This window comes from Streptomyces sp. TLI_053, assembly GCF_900105395.1.
In the GTDB taxonomy this organism is placed as follows: Bacteria; Actinomycetota; Actinomycetes; order Streptomycetales; family Streptomycetaceae; genus Kitasatospora.
The window spans coordinates 7,285,625-7,302,312 of the sequence record NZ_LT629775.1 but is presented as its reverse complement, the minus strand read 5'-3'; the positions used below and the strand labels follow the sequence as shown (position 1 = coordinate 7,302,312).

15 protein-coding genes and 8 tRNA genes are annotated in these 16,688 nt (G+C 74.1%); 11 read left to right on the top strand and 12 right to left on the bottom strand.

From position 1 onward, the window contains the following. Positions 1–58: 58 nt before the first annotated feature. The 4 genes from BLU95_RS30585 to BLU95_RS30570 form a co-directional block, all read right to left on the bottom strand. Positions 59–619 (bottom strand): HIT family protein, encoded by a 561-nt coding sequence (locus BLU95_RS30585; RefSeq protein WP_093862819.1) that lies wholly within the window; start codon positions 617–619, stop codon positions 59–61. Positions 620–691: 72 nt separating this feature from the next. Beyond that, complete coding sequence (gene thrS, locus BLU95_RS30580; protein ID WP_093862818.1) at positions 692–2,671, bottom strand: threonine--tRNA ligase; 1,980 nt, start codon at positions 2,669–2,671, stop codon at positions 692–694. A 99-nt stretch (positions 2,672–2,770) separates the two neighbouring features. Further along, positions 2,771–3,958, bottom strand: coding sequence for a hypothetical protein (locus BLU95_RS30575; RefSeq protein ID WP_159425043.1), 1,188 nt, complete (start codon positions 3,956–3,958; stop codon positions 2,771–2,773). A 32-nt stretch (positions 3,959–3,990) separates the two neighbouring features. Continuing rightward, complete coding sequence (locus BLU95_RS30570) at positions 3,991–4,545, bottom strand: DUF4365 domain-containing protein (RefSeq protein ID WP_053646753.1); 555 nt, start codon at positions 4,543–4,545, stop codon at positions 3,991–3,993. Between the two features lie 154 nt (positions 4,546–4,699). On the opposite strand from BLU95_RS30570, the gene BLU95_RS30565 reads away from it, so the two are divergent. Continuing rightward, on the top strand, positions 4,700–5,467 hold the full coding sequence (locus BLU95_RS30565; RefSeq protein ID WP_093862817.1) for an exonuclease domain-containing protein: 768 nt from the start codon (positions 4,700–4,702) through the stop codon (positions 5,465–5,467). A 121-nt stretch (positions 5,468–5,588) separates the two neighbouring features. Here BLU95_RS30565 and BLU95_RS30560 read toward each other — a convergent pair. The 3 genes from BLU95_RS30560 to BLU95_RS30550 all read right to left on the bottom strand — a co-directional run bounded on the left by BLU95_RS30560 (position 5,589) and on the right by BLU95_RS30550 (position 6,596). Continuing rightward, positions 5,589–5,660: transfer RNA gene (locus BLU95_RS30560), tRNA-Val, on the bottom strand. Between the two features lie 208 nt (positions 5,661–5,868). Then, positions 5,869–5,940: transfer RNA gene (locus BLU95_RS30555), tRNA-Val, on the bottom strand. A gap of 122 nt (positions 5,941–6,062) precedes the next feature. Continuing rightward, positions 6,063–6,596 (bottom strand): TIGR02611 family protein, encoded by a 534-nt coding sequence (locus tag BLU95_RS30550; protein WP_093862816.1) that lies wholly within the window; start codon positions 6,594–6,596, stop codon positions 6,063–6,065. A gap of 194 nt (positions 6,597–6,790) precedes the next feature. On the opposite strand from BLU95_RS30550, the gene BLU95_RS30545 reads away from it, so the two are divergent. Further along, positions 6,791–7,204 carry an SsgA family sporulation/cell division regulator gene (locus tag BLU95_RS30545; protein WP_030056266.1) on the top strand — a complete coding sequence of 138 codons (414 nt, stop codon included), beginning with the start codon at positions 6,791–6,793 and terminating at the stop codon, positions 7,202–7,204. A gap of 574 nt (positions 7,205–7,778) precedes the next feature. Then, positions 7,779–8,348: a CGNR zinc finger domain-containing protein gene (locus tag BLU95_RS30540; protein ID WP_093862815.1), complete on the top strand. Its 570-nt coding sequence runs from the start codon at positions 7,779–7,781 to the stop codon at positions 8,346–8,348. A 48-nt stretch (positions 8,349–8,396) separates the two neighbouring features. On the opposite strand, the gene BLU95_RS30535 is transcribed toward BLU95_RS30540, so the two are convergent. After that, positions 8,397–8,918: a hypothetical protein gene (locus BLU95_RS30535; protein WP_093862814.1), complete on the bottom strand. Its 522-nt coding sequence runs from the start codon at positions 8,916–8,918 to the stop codon at positions 8,397–8,399. 212 nt (positions 8,919–9,130) lie between these two features. Between BLU95_RS30535 and BLU95_RS30530 the strand changes: the two genes are divergently transcribed. Further along, positions 9,131–9,640, top strand: a complete 510-nt coding sequence (locus BLU95_RS30530) for a DsbA family protein (RefSeq protein ID WP_093862813.1) — start codon at positions 9,131–9,133, stop codon at positions 9,638–9,640. A gap of 66 nt (positions 9,641–9,706) precedes the next feature. Here the strand turns inward: BLU95_RS30530 and BLU95_RS30525 are convergent, their stop codons facing one another. The 3 genes from BLU95_RS30525 to BLU95_RS30515 all read right to left on the bottom strand — a co-directional run bounded on the left by BLU95_RS30525 (position 9,707) and on the right by BLU95_RS30515 (position 12,631). Beyond that, entirely contained in the window at positions 9,707–10,549 is an 843-nt protein-coding gene (locus tag BLU95_RS30525; RefSeq protein WP_093862812.1) for a GNAT family N-acetyltransferase, read from the bottom strand. 115 nt (positions 10,550–10,664) lie between these two features. Next, positions 10,665–11,495: an aminotransferase class IV gene (locus BLU95_RS30520; RefSeq protein WP_093862811.1), complete on the bottom strand. Its 831-nt coding sequence runs from the start codon at positions 11,493–11,495 to the stop codon at positions 10,665–10,667. Positions 11,496–11,569: 74 nt separating this feature from the next. Continuing rightward, positions 11,570–12,631 (bottom strand): chorismate-binding protein, encoded by a 1,062-nt coding sequence (locus BLU95_RS30515; protein ID WP_093862810.1) that lies wholly within the window; start codon positions 12,629–12,631, stop codon positions 11,570–11,572. Between the two features lie 301 nt (positions 12,632–12,932). On the opposite strand from BLU95_RS30515, the gene BLU95_RS30510 reads away from it, so the two are divergent. The 6 genes from BLU95_RS30510 (at position 12,933) to BLU95_RS30485 (ending at position 13,552) form a co-directional block, all read left to right on the top strand. Further along, positions 12,933–13,005 (top strand) — tRNA-Gly (locus BLU95_RS30510). Between the two features lie 40 nt (positions 13,006–13,045). After that, positions 13,046–13,119, top strand: a tRNA-Cys gene (locus tag BLU95_RS30505). Between the two features lie 33 nt (positions 13,120–13,152). After that, positions 13,153–13,227 (top strand) — tRNA-Val (locus BLU95_RS30500). Positions 13,228–13,255: 28 nt separating this feature from the next. Next, a tRNA-Val gene (locus tag BLU95_RS30495) sits at positions 13,256–13,327 on the top strand. A 40-nt stretch (positions 13,328–13,367) separates the two neighbouring features. Next, positions 13,368–13,439 (top strand) — tRNA-Val (locus BLU95_RS30490). Positions 13,440–13,480: 41 nt separating this feature from the next. Next, positions 13,481–13,552, top strand: a tRNA-Val gene (locus tag BLU95_RS30485). 256 nt (positions 13,553–13,808) lie between these two features. Here the strand turns inward: BLU95_RS30485 and BLU95_RS30480 are convergent. Next, positions 13,809–14,009, bottom strand: coding sequence for a hypothetical protein (locus tag BLU95_RS30480; RefSeq protein ID WP_093862809.1), 201 nt, complete (start codon positions 14,007–14,009; stop codon positions 13,809–13,811). A 438-nt stretch (positions 14,010–14,447) separates the two neighbouring features. Here BLU95_RS30480 and BLU95_RS45875 point away from each other — a divergent pair, with 438 nt between their 5' ends. Then, positions 14,448–16,592, top strand: coding sequence for a serine/threonine-protein kinase (locus BLU95_RS45875; RefSeq protein WP_093862808.1), 2,145 nt, complete (start codon positions 14,448–14,450; stop codon positions 16,590–16,592). Positions 16,593–16,688: the final 96 nt, after the last annotated feature.

The following is a 16,688-nucleotide window of genomic DNA, read 5'->3' as shown; positions in this document are numbered from 1 at the left end:
ACGAGGAGGGCCCCCGCCGACCCGGAACGGTCGACGGGGGCCCTCCTCGCTGTGCGCGTCAGTCCTGGGGCCAGGCCTCGGCCAGCATCTTCCGGGTGTCCGCCAGCAGTTGCGGCAGCACCTTGGTGTGACCGACCACCGGCATGAAGTTGGTGTCCCCGCCCCAGCGCGGCACCACGTGCTGGTGCAGGTGCGCGGCGATACCGGCCCCCGCCGCCGCACCCTGGTTCATCCCGATGTTGAAGCCGTGCGCGCCCGAGGCCGCGCGCAGCGCCGTCATCGCCTTCTTGGTGAACACCGCCAGCTCGGCCGTCTCCGCCTCGTCCAGCTCGGTGTAGTCCGCCGCGTGCCGGTACGGGACCACCATCAGGTGCCCGCCGTTGTACGGGTACAGGTTGAGCACCGCGTACACCGCGTTCCCGCGCGCGACGACCAGCCCGTCCTCGTCGCTGAGCGCCGGGATCGAGCAGAACGGACAGCCGTCGTCCGGAGCCGGGCCGGTGGGCTTGTTCTCGCCCTGGATGTAGGCCATCCGATGGGGGGTCCACAGGCGGCGGAAGCCGTCCGGCTCCCCGACGCCCCGCTGCAGTTCCGGCTCAGTCGTCATGCTGATCAGCATATTCGCCCACCCCCGCTCGCGAAGCGCGCGGGGCGGACTCCCGAAGGAGCCCGCCCCGCGCACACGAACGGGTCAGACCTGGATCCGGCGCTCCACCGCGTCCACGATCTCGGCGACCGCGTCGGCCAGCGGGACGCCGTTCTTCTGCTCGCCGTTGCGGTAGCGGAAGGAGACCGCGCCCGCCTCGACGTCGTCGTTGCCGGCGATCAGCATGAACGGCACCTTGCTGCGCTGGGCGTTGCGGATCTTCTTCTGCATCCGGTCGTCCGAGGTGTCCACCTCGACCCGGATCCCGCGCTTCTTCAGCTCGGCCGCGACCTCCAGCAGGTACGGCACGTGCTCGTCGGTGATCGGGATGCCGGTCACGGTGACCGGGGCCAGCCACGGCGGCATGGCACCGGCGTAGTGCTCCAGCAGCACCGCGAAGAAGCGCTCGATCGAGCCGAACAGCGCCCGGTGGATCATGACGGGCCGCTGACGCGAGCCGTCCGCCGCCGTGTACTCGAGATCGAAACGGACCGGCAAGTTGAAGTCGAGCTGGATCGTACTCATCTGCCAGGTCCGGCCGATGGCGTCCCGCGCCTGCACCGAGATCTTCGGACCGTAGAAGGCCGCGCCGCCCGGGTCCGGCACCAGCGGCAGACCCTGCTTCTCGGCCACCGCGGCCAGGACGGCGGTGGCCTCCTCCCACGCGTCGTCGCTGCCGACGAACTTCTCCGGGTCCTTGGTGGACAGCTCCAGGTAGAAGTCGGTCAGACCGTAGTCGCGCAGCAGGTTGAGCACGAAGGTGAGGGTCGAGTCGAGCTCGTCCGCCATCTGCTCGCGGGTGCAGTAGATGTGCGCGTCGTCCTGGGTGAAACCGCGGGCGCGGGTCAGGCCGTGCACCACACCGGACTTCTCGTACCGGTACACGGTGCCGAACTCGAACAGGCGCAGCGGCAGTTCACGGTACGAACGGCCGCGCGCGTCGAAGATCAGGTTGTGCATCGGGCAGTTCATCGGCTTGAGGTAGTAGTCCACGCCCTCGTCGAGCTGCATGGGCGGGTACATACCGTCCGCGTACCAGTCCAGGTGGCCGCTCTTCTCGAACAGCTTCCCCTTGGTGGCGTGCGGGGTGTAGACGAACTCGTAGCCCTCCTCCTCGTGCCGGCGGCGCGAGTAGTCCTCCATGGCGCGGCGGATGATGCCGCCCTTGGGGTGGAAGACGGCGAGGCCGGAGCCGATCTCCTCGGGGATGGAGAAGAGGTCGAGCTCGTTGCCGAGCTTGCGGTGGTCGCGCTTGGCGGCCTCCTCCAGGAACTCCAGGTGCGCCTTGAGCTCGTCCTTGCTCGGCCAGGCGGTCCCGTAGAGCCTCTGCAGCATCGGGTTCTTCTCGCTGCCGCGCCAGTAGGCGGCGGCCGAGCGCATGATCTTGAACGCCGGGATCATCCGGGTGCTGGGCAGGTGCGGGCCGCGGCAGAGGTCGCCCCAGCACAGCTCGCCGCTCTTGGCGTCCAGGTTGTCGTAGATGGTGAGCTCGCCGGCGCCGACCTCGACGTCGGCGCCCTCGCCGGCGGTCGCGGCGGAGCCCTTGAGGCCGATCAGCTCCAGCTTGTACGGCTCGCCGGCCAGCTCCTCGCGGGCCGCCTCGTCGGTGACGACGCGGCGCGAGAACTTCTGCCCGCGCTTGATGATCTCCTGCATCCGCTTCTCGATGGCCTTGAGGTCATCGGGGTGGAACGGCTTCTCGACGTCGAAGTCGTAGTAGAAGCCGTCCTTGACCGGCGGGCCGATGCCGAGCTTGGCCTCCGGGAAGAGCTGCTGCACGGCCTGGGCCATCACGTGCGCGGTGGAGTGGCGCAGGATGTCGAGGCCGTCGGGGCTGCCGATCACGACCGGCTCGACCTCGTCGCCGTCCTGGACCGCGTAGGCGAGGTCCTTGAGCTGGCCGGCGACCTTGGCGGCGATGATCGAGCGATCGTCCGCGAAGAGCTCGGCGGCCGTCGTGCCCGTGGTCACCACGCGCTCTTCCCGATCGGGTTCGCGGTTGATGATTACCCGGACGTCCGTCACCGGTCTCTCCTGACGTGCTGGATTCAGAGGACGCAGCACAACGCTGCGCCTCACGATGGTACCGAGAGCGGTGACCCCACCGTCACCTCCGTACCCCTCCTATGCCTCCCGCCCCTCCCCCAGGGTCTTGAGCAGCCGGTCGCGTTCGGCGTCCTCCAGTCCGCAGGGCTCCGGGCCGGAGGGCCGGGTGAGGCGGCGGAAGCCGCCGCGGCGTTCCAGGCGGCCGCTGATCCGCACCGGGGTGCCGGCCAGATGGGCCTCGGCGGCGAGCCGGTAGGCGGCGGCGGGCAGCCGGACCTTGACCTCGTCGACCTCGGCGCCGCCGAGCACCCGCAGCCGGACGCTGCCGGCCCCGGCCGGGTCGGCCCGCTTGAGCCGGACCACGAGGCCGACCAGGGTGACGGCGACGGCGGGTTCGAGGCGTTCGAGCAGGTCGGCGGCCTCGGCCAGGGCGGGCAGGTCGCCGGGCGAGAACTCGACGACCGTCCGGCGGTCGCCGAACCCGCCCGGGGCGCCGGCGGCGGCCGACCAGGCGACGGTGAACCGGCTCGCGGTCGCGCCGCGCACGAGGTCCTGGACCGCGTCGACCAGCTCGCGGCTGACCCCGGACTGGACGGCGTTCTCGAAGGCCTCGGCGCCGCCGCTGACCCGGCGGTAGTCGACGGCGTCGCGCAGCGCCTCCAGGGCGCGGACCAGGGTGGTGATCGCCGCCCGGCCCTCGGGGGCCGGGCTGTGGGCGGTGAGCCCCGGGCCGTCGGCGACGACCAGGACCCGGTCCAGGAAGTCGCCGGCCCAGCTGTCCAGTCGGGCGCCGAAGTAGGCGGCGCGGGTGCGCCCCGCCTTGGCTCCGGCGGCGAGCATGGCGCGGGCGGCCCGCCGGAGCCGTTCGGTCTCCTCCCAGGGCGCGGTGCCGGGGGCGGCGGCGCCGGGCGGGCCGGCCGGGTCGCGCTGCCAGTGCAGTTCGTCGCCGGGGACGGCGAGGGCGAGCAGGATGGCCCGGGCGGAGGGACTGGCGGAGCGGGACAGCGCGGTGACGGCGTCGGTGAGCAGCTCGACCGCGTCGTCGAAGCCGTCGCCGGCCGGGACGATCAGGCTGACGCCGGGGTCGGTGCCCTCGGGGGGTGTCCAGCGCCCGTAGCGGGCGGAGGGTCCGCCGCGGCGGACCCAGCCGTGCTGGGCGAGCAGGACGGCGAGCACCGCGGGGTCGACGGCGGCCGGATCGGGCAGCGGCCCGGTCTGCGGCGGTCCGCCGGGCGCGGGGCGCAACGGCCCGTGGGGCAGTGTCATGGAGCGGCTCCTCCCGGCCGGGGGCCGGGCCGTCACGGGCTGCCGCCCGCTCCGACCCTGGCCATGATGTCGCACAGGGCGCGGTCGTCGAAGACCTTCGCGGTGGGGACGCGGACGTTGGTGCGGCGCTGCCCGGTGACGGGGTGGCCGGCCAGGTTGACCCAGTAGCAGCAGTGCCGCAGCTCCAGCGCGTCGGGCCGGGCGGCGAGCCAGCGGTCCACCCGGCGGGGCAGCAGCATGACGACGAGGATCCGGGGCACCGCGACCCGGGGCCGGGCGAGCTTGCGCAGGTGGTCGTTGTCCAGGGTGAAGGAGAAGAAGGCGCCGCGCGGATCGGGCGCGATCTGCTGGGTGGCCTTCAGCTGGATCTTGACGGTGACCTCGTCGTCGACCTCGTGGCTGCGCGAGCCGTGGCTGACCTGCCAGTCGATGCCGTTGTCCGGGAACGGCTGCGAGAGCGAGCAGCCGGCCGCGGCGACGACCGCGTGCAGATAGCCGACCTGCAGGGTCTCCATGCAGGCCGTCACCGCCAGATCGCCCCGCAGGACGGCCGCCGCCTCCTCGGGCTGCGGCTGCGTCAGCGCCATGACCGTCCGTCCCTCCCCCGTCCCCCCGGGCCGGTCCGGATTCGAACGCGGCACCCGTGGGCAGGGTGCCCGGCCGGTGTCCCGCCAAACGGTTGAGCAGGCGTCAGGGGCGGGTATCAACGGGGCGGGAACACGCTGTTTTCGAGGGGCAGTCATGCAGCAGCACTGGTTCACCGGCCCGCTCGCCTCCTTCGACACCGAGACCACCGGCGTGGACGTCGAGTCCGATCGCATCGTCTCGGCCGCCCTGGTCGTCCAACCCGCCCCGGGCGCGGCCCCGGTGGCGACCACCTGGCTCGCCGATCCCGGCGTGCCGATACCCGACGGGGCCCGCGCGGTGCACGGGATAGACGACGCCAGGGTGCGGGCGTTCGGGCGCCCGGCCGGGGTGGTGGTGGCCGAGGTGGCCGCCGCGCTGGCCGAACAGGCCCGCGCCGGGCGGCCGGTGGTGGTGATGAACGCGCCGTACGACCTGACGCTGCTGGACCGCGAGCTGCGCCGGCACCGGGGGACGTCGCTGGCCGAGGCGACCGGTCCGGCGGCGCTGCTGGTGCTGGACCCGCGGGTGCTGGACAAGCACGTGGACCGCTACCGCCGGGGCCGGCGGACGCTGACGGACCTCTGCGCGCACTACGGGGTCGAGCTGACCGGGGCGCACGAGGCGGCCGCGGACGCGACGGCGGCGCTGGAGCTGGTGCGGGCGGTCGGCGCCCGGTACCCGGGGGCGCTGGGCGGGCTGACGGTGGGCGAGCTGCACCTGCGGCAGGCGGTCTGGCACGCCGCGCAGGCCCGGGGACTGCAGGCCTGGTTCGACCGGTCGGGGGCGGACGAGCGGGTGGACCTGTCCTGGCCGATGCGCCCGGCCCGGTGCGGTTGCGGGCGGCGGCTGTCGCCGGAGCACGAGTGCGAGGTGGCCGCGTAGGGCGCGTCCGGCGGGTCCGCCCGGTGCCCGGTGCCGGTGGCCGCCCGGCACGGCCCGACCCGACGCGCACGAACGCCGCAGGCCCCGACCGGAATCCGGTCGGGGCCTGCGTGCTGTCCGGTGGGCGATACTGGGATCGAACCAGTGACCCCTTCGGTGTGAACGAAGTGCTCTCCCGCTGAGCTAATCGCCCGGGCAACGAGAAGAACTGTAGCACCATTCGGGGGGTGCCGTACAACTCGTTCGGGGAGTGCGGCCCGACGCTCCCCCAGAACTCCCGCGCGGTGCGGAAGATGACTGCGCCTCAGGACATTCCCCGACACCGTTCACCGGATTGCGGGAAATACATGTGAGGCCCAACCGATAATCGGCTGGGCCTCACATATCACAATGCATTCCGGTGGGCGATACTGGGATCGAACCAGTGACCCCTTCGGTGTGAACGAAGTGCTCTCCCGCTGAGCTAATCGCCCGGGTGCAGGGAAAACATTACCGCATCCCGGAGGGTGGTCCGAACGCGCTCCCCGGCGGCCCGGCCACCGCCCCCGGCGACACCCTCACCCGGACGGCCCCGCCCGGCGGGCGGGCGGACGGCTCAGTCCTCGTGGATCTTCCAGGGCATGACCAACCCGTACTTCCACAGGTACCAGCCGCCGAGCGCGGCGATCACCGCCACGCCGATCGCGGTGAGCGTCAGATTGCGCCGCCGGACCTTCGGGTCCAGGGCCTTCTGGGCCGCCTCGGCCACCTTGCGGCGGGTCCAGCGCAGGGCCAGCTGGGCCCAGACGAACTCGGTCGCCCAGATGCCCATGCCCAGGAAGATCACCACCCAGCCCGGGCCGGGCAGCGGCAGCATGATCACGCCCAGCACCACGACCGCCAGGCCGACCAGGAAGACCGCGACCTGCCAGCTCAGGTGCAGCGGGCGGGAGCGGCGGATGAAGTGCGGGGCTCGCGAGCCGAGCGGCCTGCCCCCGTCCGCGGCCGCCTCCGCCGGCCCCTCGGCGCCGGAGCCCCCGCCCCTGTCGTCCGCCCCCGTCGGCGCCCCCGTGTCGTCCGGCACGATCACATCCCCCGTTCCGGTGTTCCCGCCCGCGTCACCGCGTGCCTTGTCGCTTCGCACAGTCATGCCAGGAAACTAACCGAGAAGGGCTCCGGTAATCGCGTGGAGGCCGGTCTGTGGCGATTCCGCAATGCGCCGTAAGGGGTACGACTCGCGCCCGAATCGGGACAGAGGGGTTTACATCGGTCTTGGAGGTGGGATGGTCCGTTCGCCGACGTGCGATTCCCCGAGCGCACACTGAGCGAAAGGCCATGGCGCTTATGAACACCACGGTCAGCTGCGAGCTGCACCTGCGCCTCATCGTGTCCAGCGAGTCCTCACTGCCCGTCCCCGCGGGCCTGCGCTACGACACCGCCGACCCCTATGCCGTGCACGCCACGTTCCACACCGGCGCCGACGAGACCGTCGAGTGGGTGTTCGCCCGAGATCTCCTTGCGGAGGGGCTGCACCGACCCACCGGTACCGGCGACGTCAGGGTCTGGCCGTCGCGCAGTCACGGGCAAGGGGTGGTCTGCATCGCCCTGAGCTCTCCGGAAGGAGAAGCCCTGCTGGAAGCCCCGGCCCGGGCGCTTGAGTCTTTCCTCAAGCGGACGGACGCCGCCGTGCCACCCGGCACCGAACACCGTCACTTCGACCTCGACCGGGAGCTGTCCCACATCCTCGCCGAAAGCTGACCGACCGGAGGCGGTCACGCCCCGCTGTCGGCGGGGTCGTCACCCCTGCCGTCACCGCAGCCGTCCTACTCGGGGGCACGGCAGCAGACTCAGCCGCGCACGTCGCGGTCTCGGGGCCGGTGACGAAACGGTTCACCCCGACCGGGGTGGGCCCGCAGCACCGCACGCGCCCGGCACCGGAGCCGGCCATCCCACGGGTGGCCGGCCTCGCTGTCGGGCGCGACCGTTTGCCCGGCGCTCCCGGGCCGGTCCCGGCGCTCCCCGGCCGCTCCCCGGCCGCTCCCCCACCGCTGCGGCCGCCGGTGCCGCCGCCGGTCGTCCCGTGCCGCATCCGCCGCCCGCGCCGGCGCCCGCAGCCACAGCCGGGCCCCGGGACGCGGACCCGATTGCCCGGGAGTCCGCCCCGGCGGGCACCGCCCGCCCCGGCCACCGGAGAAAACTCCGTACAGACCTACGGAATCCGTACGCGTCTTCGAAGCAAGCCACCGCCGGACCCCTCGCCGCCCCGGTAAGGTCTGGGAATGACCCGTAGTCGCGGGGTGCCCACGGCCCCCTCCGCACGAGGAGCCTCCACGTGCTGATCACCCATGACACCGAGTGCGCCCTGAGCATCCTCGTCGAGCTGCTCAACACCGCACCCGAGGTGTGCGGCACCGAGCTGCTGCCCGACACCGCGGCGCTCGACGCCTTCGTGGTCCGGCAGGAGATCAGCGAGATCGACTCCCTCACCGAGGACGACCTGCGCCAGGTGCACGAGCTGCGCTCCCGGCTGCGCGAGGTCTTCGGCACCGAGTCCACCGAAGAGGCCGCCGAGCAGGTGAACGCCCTGGTCGCGGCCGCCGGGACGACACCCCGGCTGACCAACCACGACCACCACGGGTGGCACATCCACTACTTCGCGCCGCACGCCGCCCTCGGTGACCACCTGGCCGCCGAGCTGGGCATGGCGCTGGCCTTCATCCTCACCGCGGGCGAGCGCGAGCGGCTGCGCCGCTGCGAGGCGCCGGACTGCGCGCGGGTCTTCGTGGACCTCTCGCGCAACCGCTCGCGCCGCTACTGCGACAGCCGGACCTGCGGGAACCGGCTGCACGTCGCCGCCTACCGGGCCCGCCAGCGCTCGGCGGAAGCGGTGCCCTCGGCCTGAGCGGCCGCGGGCCCGGGGCCCGGGCGGCGGCAGCGCGGCACGGGGCGCTCAGAGGCCGCGCCGGCGCAGGATCTCCTCGATGTCGGCGAACTCGTCCAGTCCGCTGTCGCCCTTGGCGGGCTTGCCCGGCTTCCCGGCCCTGCCCTGCTCGGCCCGGGCGGCCTCCTCGGCACGCTTCGGGGCCGGCCCGGCGGCCGGGGTGCCGGCGGCGGGGGCCACGGCAGGCCTGGCCGGTGCGGGTCCGGCGGCCGCCGGACGCGACTCGCTCCCCCCGGCCACGGCCCCGCGACGGCCCGCCCAGCGGGTGGCGGCCAGCAGACCGGCCGAGACGCCCAGCAGCACGATGCCGGTCCACACCCGGGGATCGAACACGAGCTTGGTCGCCCAGTCGGCCAGTTCGTCGCCGATCGTCCGCGCCACCGGGAACAGACCGGTCAGATAGAGGCCCAGCGGCAGCAGCGCGACGGCGAACCAGCGGGTCGCGGACAGGAAGCGCCGACGGTAGGCCCGCAGGCCCGCCACGGCCACCCCGGCCGCGGTGAGCGCGACACTGACCGCCGCCGTCAGCACGGCCGCCGCCGCTCGCCCGCCGCCGCCGCGCCGCGGGGCCCGGTCCGGCCCGCGGCGCCGGGGGCCGTCCTGCTGGTCGGGGCCTTCGCGGCCGTCGCCGCCGCCCCGTCGGTCGGAGTCGTCATCCCGTCGGACCTCCCGTCGCTCCCGGTCTGGCCGGGCCCGGCCGCCGGCTGTCCTGGCGCGGGCCCCACAGGTGGAACACTGGAGGCATGATCGAAGGTTCCCTCCCCCGTCTCGAGTTCTGGTGCGAACTCCAGTGCACGGACTGCCGCACCGCCCTGGACGACGTCCGCGAGCTGCGCGCCCGCTACGGCGACGCGCTGCCGATCGAGCTGCGGCACTTCCCGCTGGAGAAGCACAAGCACGCCTACGCCGCCGCCGAGGCCGCCGAGGAGGCGTTCGCCCAGGGCCTGGGCTGGCCCTTCGTCGAGGCCCTGCTCGCCCGGGTCGAGGACCTCTCCGCGCGCGGCACCGAGGTGCTGCTCGAGGTCGCCCGCGAGGTCGGGGTCGACCCCGAGGAGGTGGACACCGCGCTGGTGGACGGCCGCCACATGCTCACCGTCGACGCCGACCAGGCCGAGGGCCGGGCGATCGGTGTGAAGGGCACGCCGACCTATGTGATCGCCGGGCAGCGGTTCGACGGCGGCCAGAGCCAGGACGGCCTGCTGGAGCGCCTCGTCGCCGCCGTCGACGCCGCCGCGGCCCCCCGCAAGGCCTGACCCGCACCTCCTGACCCGCGCACCGCCCGCTTCGGGGCGGCCGACCCGCGCCGACGGCCCGGCGGCTCACAGCAGCTGCTTGCCGTAGACCCGGTTGGTGACCCGGTAGCCGAGCGAGTCGTACAGCCGGACCGCGACCTCGTTGCCGCTGAAGACGTTCAGCCCGAGGTCGCGGACCCCGGCCGCCAGGCACTCCCGCTCCGCGAGCCGCATCAGCGTCCGCCCGTGCCCGTACCCCCGGTGGGCGTCCGCCACCTCCACCACCATCACCCAGCCGAGCGGCGCGCCGTCCGGCAGCTCACGGACCCGCAGCGCCAGCCAGAGCGAACCCAGCGGCTCATCCCCCGCCCCGTGCAGCCGGCGCAGCGCCACCCCCGGCGTGCCGGCCCCCTGCGGCAGCAGCTTCAGATGGTCGGCCTCGGCCTTGGCGCGGGCCTGCTCCTCGCCCAGCCCGGAGGCCAGCAGATCACGCACGTAGCCCGCCTTCGCCCCGGCCAGCCAGGCCGGGAACGCGGCGTCGTCGATCGGGCGGGCGGCGACACCCGCCGGCAGCGCGGGCGGCCCGTCCAGCCGCTTGATCATGTTGCGCATCCGCTCGGTGTAACCGAGCGTCACCGCGAGCGAGCGGGCGATCCGCGCGGTCTCCGGGATGTCCGCGTCCACCCGGACGCAGCCCCAGCCCCGCAGCACCTCCTCGGCGGCCAGCGCGGCGATCGTCCCCCGGCCCCGGCCCCGGCCGCTGCGCACCTCCAACTCGGCTATCTCGCCCCAGAGTCGGCCGCCCCGGGGGACGGCCGTGGTGCGCAGCCCGCCGACCGGGCGGCCGTTGACGCAGATCTGCCAGCGTCTGGTCCGGCCGCCCGCGGCGGTGGGGGTCTCCTGGCTCTCGGGGCGCAGCGTGATGGTCATGTCCCGCTCCCTTCCCCGCCGTCCGGCTGTTCTACCGGGCGGGGCCGCTCGGGCGTGCCCGGCCGGTTCCGGGCGCGCCCGTACCTCCGTGCACGGATCCCGGCGGTCCGGGCCGTCAGGGGTCGAGGTCGTCGCCGCTGTGCCGAGCGAAGGCCGCCATGGCCCCGAGGGTGACCGGGCCGGGGCCGGGGAGCTCCCGGTCGTCGACCCGGGTGACGGCCTGGACGTCACGCAGGGAGGAGGTGAGGAAGACCTCCTCGGCCTCCTGGAGGGCGTCCAGCGGCAGGTCCGCCTCCTCGGCGCCGCACCAGTCGACGACGAGCTGCCGGGTGATGCCGGCCAGGCAGCCGGAGGCGAGCGGCGGGGTGAGCAGCCGGCCGTCGAGGACGACGAAGACGTTGGAGCCGGTGCCTTCGCAGAGCCGGCCGGCGGTGTTGGCGAGCAGCGCCTCGGAGGCGCCGACGCGGTGGGCGGCGGCGAGGGCGACGACGTTCTCGGCGTAGGAGGTGGTCTTGAGCCCGGCGACGGCGCTGTGCTCGTTGCGGCGCCAGGGGACGACCGCGACGGCGGTGGTGTCGGGGCGGCGGGCGGCGGTGCCGAGGGAGACCACCAGGGTGGGGGCGCCGTCGCCGCGTTCGGAGCCGAGCGGCGCCCTGCCTCCGGTGTAGGTGAGGCGGAGCCGGCCGAGGGGCATCGGGTTGGCGGCGAGGACGGCGGCGCAGGCCTTGCGGACCAGGTCGTGGTCGGGGTCGGGCAGTCCGAGGCCGCGGGCGGAGCGGGTGAGCCGGTCGAGGTGGCGGGTGATCGCGAACGGCCGGCCGTCGACGGCCTTCATGGTCTCGAACACGCCGTCACCGGTGGTGAGTCCGTGGTCGAGGACGGACAGGGCCGGGTCCGCGGAGTCGACGAGGGTGCCGTTGACCCAGCTGGTGGTCGGGTGCTGCATCGCGGGGGGCTCCTCGCGGGACGGGCACGGGCCGGCCGGGTCCGGGTGGCGGCCGGTCCGTGCCCGTGTCGGGTTCAGTCGGTGTCGGAGTACGTCTCGGCACCCGACGCTATCGCGACCAGGCGGGCCGCCTTGAGTTCGGTTTCCGCCCATTCCCGTTCGGGGTCGGAGTCCCAGGTGATGCCGGCGCCGGTGCCGAAGCGCAGTTCGGGTGCCGCCGGATCGGTCCGGTCGATCCAGAACGTACGGATGCCGACGGCGAGTTCGGCCTCGCCGCGGTCGGCGTCGACCCAGCCGACGGCGCCGCAGTAGGGGCCGCGCGGCGCGGTCTCCAGGGCCTCGATGATCCGCAGGGCGCTGGACTTGGGGGCACCGGTGACGGATCCGGGCGGGAAGGTGGCGGAGAACAGCGCGGGCCAGCCGGCGTCCTCGCGCAGGGTGCCCTCGACGGTGGAGACCAGGTGGACCAGGCCTGGATGCTTCTCGACCGCGCACAGGTCGGGCACGGTGACGCTGCCGGTGGCGCAGACCCGGCCGAGGTCGTTGCGGACCAGGTCGACGATCATCACGTTCTCGGCGTGGTCCTTGTCGAGCAGGTCGTGCTCGGTGCGGCCGGTGCCCTTGATCGGGCCGGAGGCGACGGTGCGGCCGGTGCGGCGCAGATAGAGCTCGGGCGAGGCGGTGGCGATCTCCACGCCGTGAGCGGGCAGACGGATCGTTCCGGCGTAGGGGGCCGGGTTGCCGTGGGCGAGCAGGCCGGTGAGGGCGTCGATGTCGGAGCGGTCCGGGTCGGGCAGCGGAGCGGAGAGCACCCGGCAGAGGTTGGCCTGGTAGACCTCGCCGGCGGCGATGTGCTCGCGGATCCGGCGGACGCCCTCGGTGTAGGCGGCGCGGTCGAGCGAGCTGCGCCAGCTGCCGGCGGCCGGGCCGAGCCAGCCGGTGCCGGAGGGCACGGCCGGGGCCGGGCGGACGTCGTCGAAGCGGGCGCAGGTGAGCCGGCCCTCGAAGTCGTGGGCCACGGCCCACCAGCCGGTGGAGTCCAGCGCGGCCGGGTCCGAGGTGAGGTCGCGCAGTCCGGTGGCGACGCGGCCGCCGAAGCGGGCGAGGGGCTGCTGGGGGGCGGGGTGGCCGGACACGGTTCTCCTGCACAGGGCTTTGCGAGCTTGCGGTGCCTGAAGTGTAGGTCGAGGGGCGTGAGCAGAGTCGGGCGTCGCGCGGGCGTACGCCGGGTGACCTGCGGGTGTCACTCAGGGTGTTCCGTCGCCCGCGGTGGGTCCGTCCGGGGCGGTCGGCCCCGGGGCGGCCCGGGGGCGCCGGGCGGGGACCCCGGGGGCACGCTGCGGGAACGGATTTTTAGCTGGCCCGGGAATCCGCTAGAGTTCAACACGTCGCCAGGGAGCGCAGCCGGGAAAACCGGTGAAGATCCCCGGGAGACAGGCGGACGTGGCTCAGTTGGTAGAGCATCACCTTGCCAAGGTGAGGGTCGCGAGTTCGAATCTCGTCGTCCGCTCGACGAAGGACAGTGTAAGATCGTCTTTCGAGTGTTGCCTGGTGGAGTGGCCGAGAGGCGAGGCAACGGCCTGCAAAGCCGTGTACACGGGTTCAAATCCCGTCTCCACCTCCAAGAGGAACGCCCGGCTTGCCGGGTGTCCTCCCCGCGCGATTAGCTCAGCGGGAGAGCACTACCTTGACACGGTAGGGGTCACTGGTTCAATCCCAGTATCGCGCACCACGCCCGGTTCCACCGAGGCATCAGCCCCGCGCGATTAGCTCAGCGGGAGAGCACCACCTTGACACGGTGGGGGTCACTGGTTCAATCCCAGTATCGCGCACGTCGGATCCTCCGGGATCTGCTGCGGAAGCACCGCACCAGCGCGATTAGCTCAGCGGGAGAGCACTACCTTGACACGGTAGGGGTCACTGGTTCAATCCCAGTATCGCGCACGTCGGGCCCTTCGGGGCCTGCTGCACAAACGCCTTACCAGGCGCGATTAGCTCAGCGGGAGAGCACTACCTTGACACGGTAGGGGTCACTGGTTCAATCCCAGTATCGCGCACAGTGACGGCCGGGGCCGCGACTCGAACGAGTCGCGGCCCCGGCCGTTTTCGGCGTTCGGCGCCGGAAGGCCTTGCGGTCTGCGCGACGGGAAGAGCCGCGTACGGTCGCCCTCACCGACGTCCGTACGCGGCATCTCCGCCTGCCGGGGCGCTCTGCGCGCCGCACTCGCCCGTCCGCGAGTTGTCGCGGCGGCGGCCTCCCCGGCGGCACCGGCTCCCCGTCCCCAGGGGATCAGTGCCAGCTTGTGGTGCGCGTCAGTGGCCGATCAACTCGGCCACCGCCTGCGCCTGGTTCGCCATCTGCTCCCAGCCTCCGAACAGGACGGCCAGCAGCACCGCACAGGGCAGTGCCATGGCCACCGCCACCGCCGGGTGCCTGGTGGGCTCCGCGGCCTGCGGCTGAGTGAAGGCCGGCCGACGGCGGCGGGAGGTGGATCCCGTGTGCTGCGCTGCCATGCCCTGACTCCTGATTCGTGAGCTCGGCCGGTGGTGGACGGCGGAACGGTGGTGCACGAGGACGCGGTGGACGGCTTACCTCGGGGGACGAGCTCCCCGTCCACCGCTGAGAACAACGGTATGGCGCGGAGGGGTTGGCGGACGTCATGCCGTCGTACTGTTCTCCGGGCCTCCCGGAGGATGACGACCGGACCTGAGGCCTACTACCGCAGGCGGAGACGTCCGCCGCGGCTCCCCCGGGGGAACCCTGAGAGGGGACCCCGAGAAACGATTCGGCACCGCCCCGCCGACTGTCAGTCCAAGATCCGACAATCGGACGGTGGCTTCAGGTGTTGCGTATCAGCACACCGCAGCGGGCAGTCCGTAAGCTGTGCCGGACAGCAACTGACGACGCCCCACTCGACGGGGCCTCACCGACAGTCTGACGGGGAAACGGGAATGACGATGATGCGGCTGAGGCGTGAGGACCCCCGCATCGTCGGGCCGTACCGGCTGCACCGGCGGCTCGGGGCCGGCGGCATGGGCGTGGTCTACCTCGGCTCCGACCGCCGGGGGCAGCGGGTCGCACTCAAACTGATCCGGGCGGAACTCGCCGAGGACGTCGAGTTCCGCACCCGCTTCGCCCGCGAGATCGCCGCCGCGTCCAGGATCAGGGGCGGCTGCACCGCCCGCGTCATGGGCTCCGACATCGAGGCCGACCGGCCCTGGCTGGCCACCGCGTACGTCCCCGGGCCCTCGCTGTACAAGCGGGTCGGCGACGAAGGTCCGCTGGGCTGGCCCGAGGTCGCCCGGATCGGGGCGGCGCTGGCCGACGGGCTGGTCAAGGTGCACGAGGCGGGCGTCGTCCACCGGGACCTCAAGCCCTCCAACATCCTGCTGTCGCCGCGCGGGCCGCGGATCATCGACTTCGGCATCGCCTGGTCGCGCGGGGCCAGCACGCTCACCCACGTCGGCACCGCCGTCGGCTCCCCCGGCTTCCTCGCCCCCGAGCAGGTCCGGGGGGTCGCCGTCACGCCCGCGACCGACGTCTTCGCCTTCGGCGCGACACTCGCCTACGCGCTCACCGGCGACACCCCGTTCGGGTCCGGGGCCTCCTCCGAGGTCATGCTCTACCGCGTCGTGCACGAGGAGCCGGACCTCACGGCGGTGCCGCCGCAGCTGGCGCCGCTGATCCGGGCCTGCCTGGCCAAGGAACCCGCCGAACGGCCCGGCGCGGCCGCACTGCACGAACGGCTGAGCGAACTCGCCGTACGGGGTGCGGGGGCGGCCGGGTCGGGCGGACCGTTCGGCCGGGGCCGCGCGGCCGGGGCGCGGGGCGACGCGCCCGTCCGGGACGACCCGGACGGGCGGGCCGGGGCCGCGTCCGGAGCGGCGGCCGCGCCCGCCGAGGGACGGCACGGGCCGGGCGCCGCGGACCGGCCCGCCGCAGCACGCCAGGCCCAGGCAGCCCCGGCGGGACCACCGGCCGGCGCACCGCGCGGCGTCCCGGCCCCCGGTCGGGCACCCGACCCGGCGGCGGCCCGGGCCCGGGCCGGTGGCATCGGCCGGACCGGTGGGGCGCCCGGCGGTGCGGTGCGGCGGGCCCCCGGCCCCGGACAGGACAGCAGCCAGGCCGTCACGGCCCCGCTCCCCCGGCCCGAGTCGGTCCAGGCGACCCGGCCGATGCGCGAACGGCAGGCCACGCCGCCGCCCGGACGCGCACGGGTCCAGGGGCCCGGCCGGCCCCGCGACCGGCAGCACACCCCGGTGCCGGGCGGGCGGCCGGGCACGGCCCGGCGGCGACTGCTGCGGCAGCGGCTGGTGGTGTTCGTGACGGTGACCGTCGGAGTGGCGCTGGCCATCGCGGCCGCCCAGGGGTGCGAGAACCGCGACAACCAGGGGCTGCGGCCGTCCGTGAGCTCGTCCGTCACGCAGGACACGACGGGTGCCCCCGGGCCCGCTGCCGGGGCGGCGGGGGCGGCCGGCGCGGGGGAACAGGCGAACGGCGCGACGCCCCCGGCCGCAGCGGGACTCTCGGCGGACGGCATCGCGCCGTCGACCGGCCCGCTGGCGGCCGCGGCCCACGGCGCCCCGGCGGCCGGGGACGCCGCGCTGGCACCCGCCCAGGGCGCCGGACCGACGGTCGACTGGCCGAACCGCTCCTACACCGACCCGGCGGGCGGACCCGCGATCGCCCTGCGGGACGGCCGCTCGGCGGGCCCGGGACCACAGGTCGTGCTCAGCGCCGTACTCCCGGCGCGCTACAAGGGCGGGCCGGCCGCGCTGGTCGTCCTGCGGCGCTCGGAGGGGTCGGTGCCGGTCGACCTGGTGCAGCTCTTCTCGTTCAGCGGCGACACCCCGGTGGCCCTGACCTCGCGCTCCTCGGCGGCGGATCCGCAGGCCGCCGCGACCTGGCGGCTGGACAACGGCGCGCTGGTCCGCGAGGAGCGGGTCGCCCGGACGGGCGCCGTCACCTCCACGCGGTACACGCTGCGGGCGGACGGCACCCTGGACGAGTCCTGGCCCGGCTCGGCCACCACCACCCCGGCGGTCACCCCGCCCCCGGCCGCCGCCCCGGCACCGCCCACGGCCCCGACGGGCTGACGCACGCGCCCTCGGCGTCCGGCCCCGGTGGGCGGCGCAGCGGCAGCGACCGGCGCGGGAAGTCGGAGCGGCCGACTTCCCGCGCGGCCGGACCGG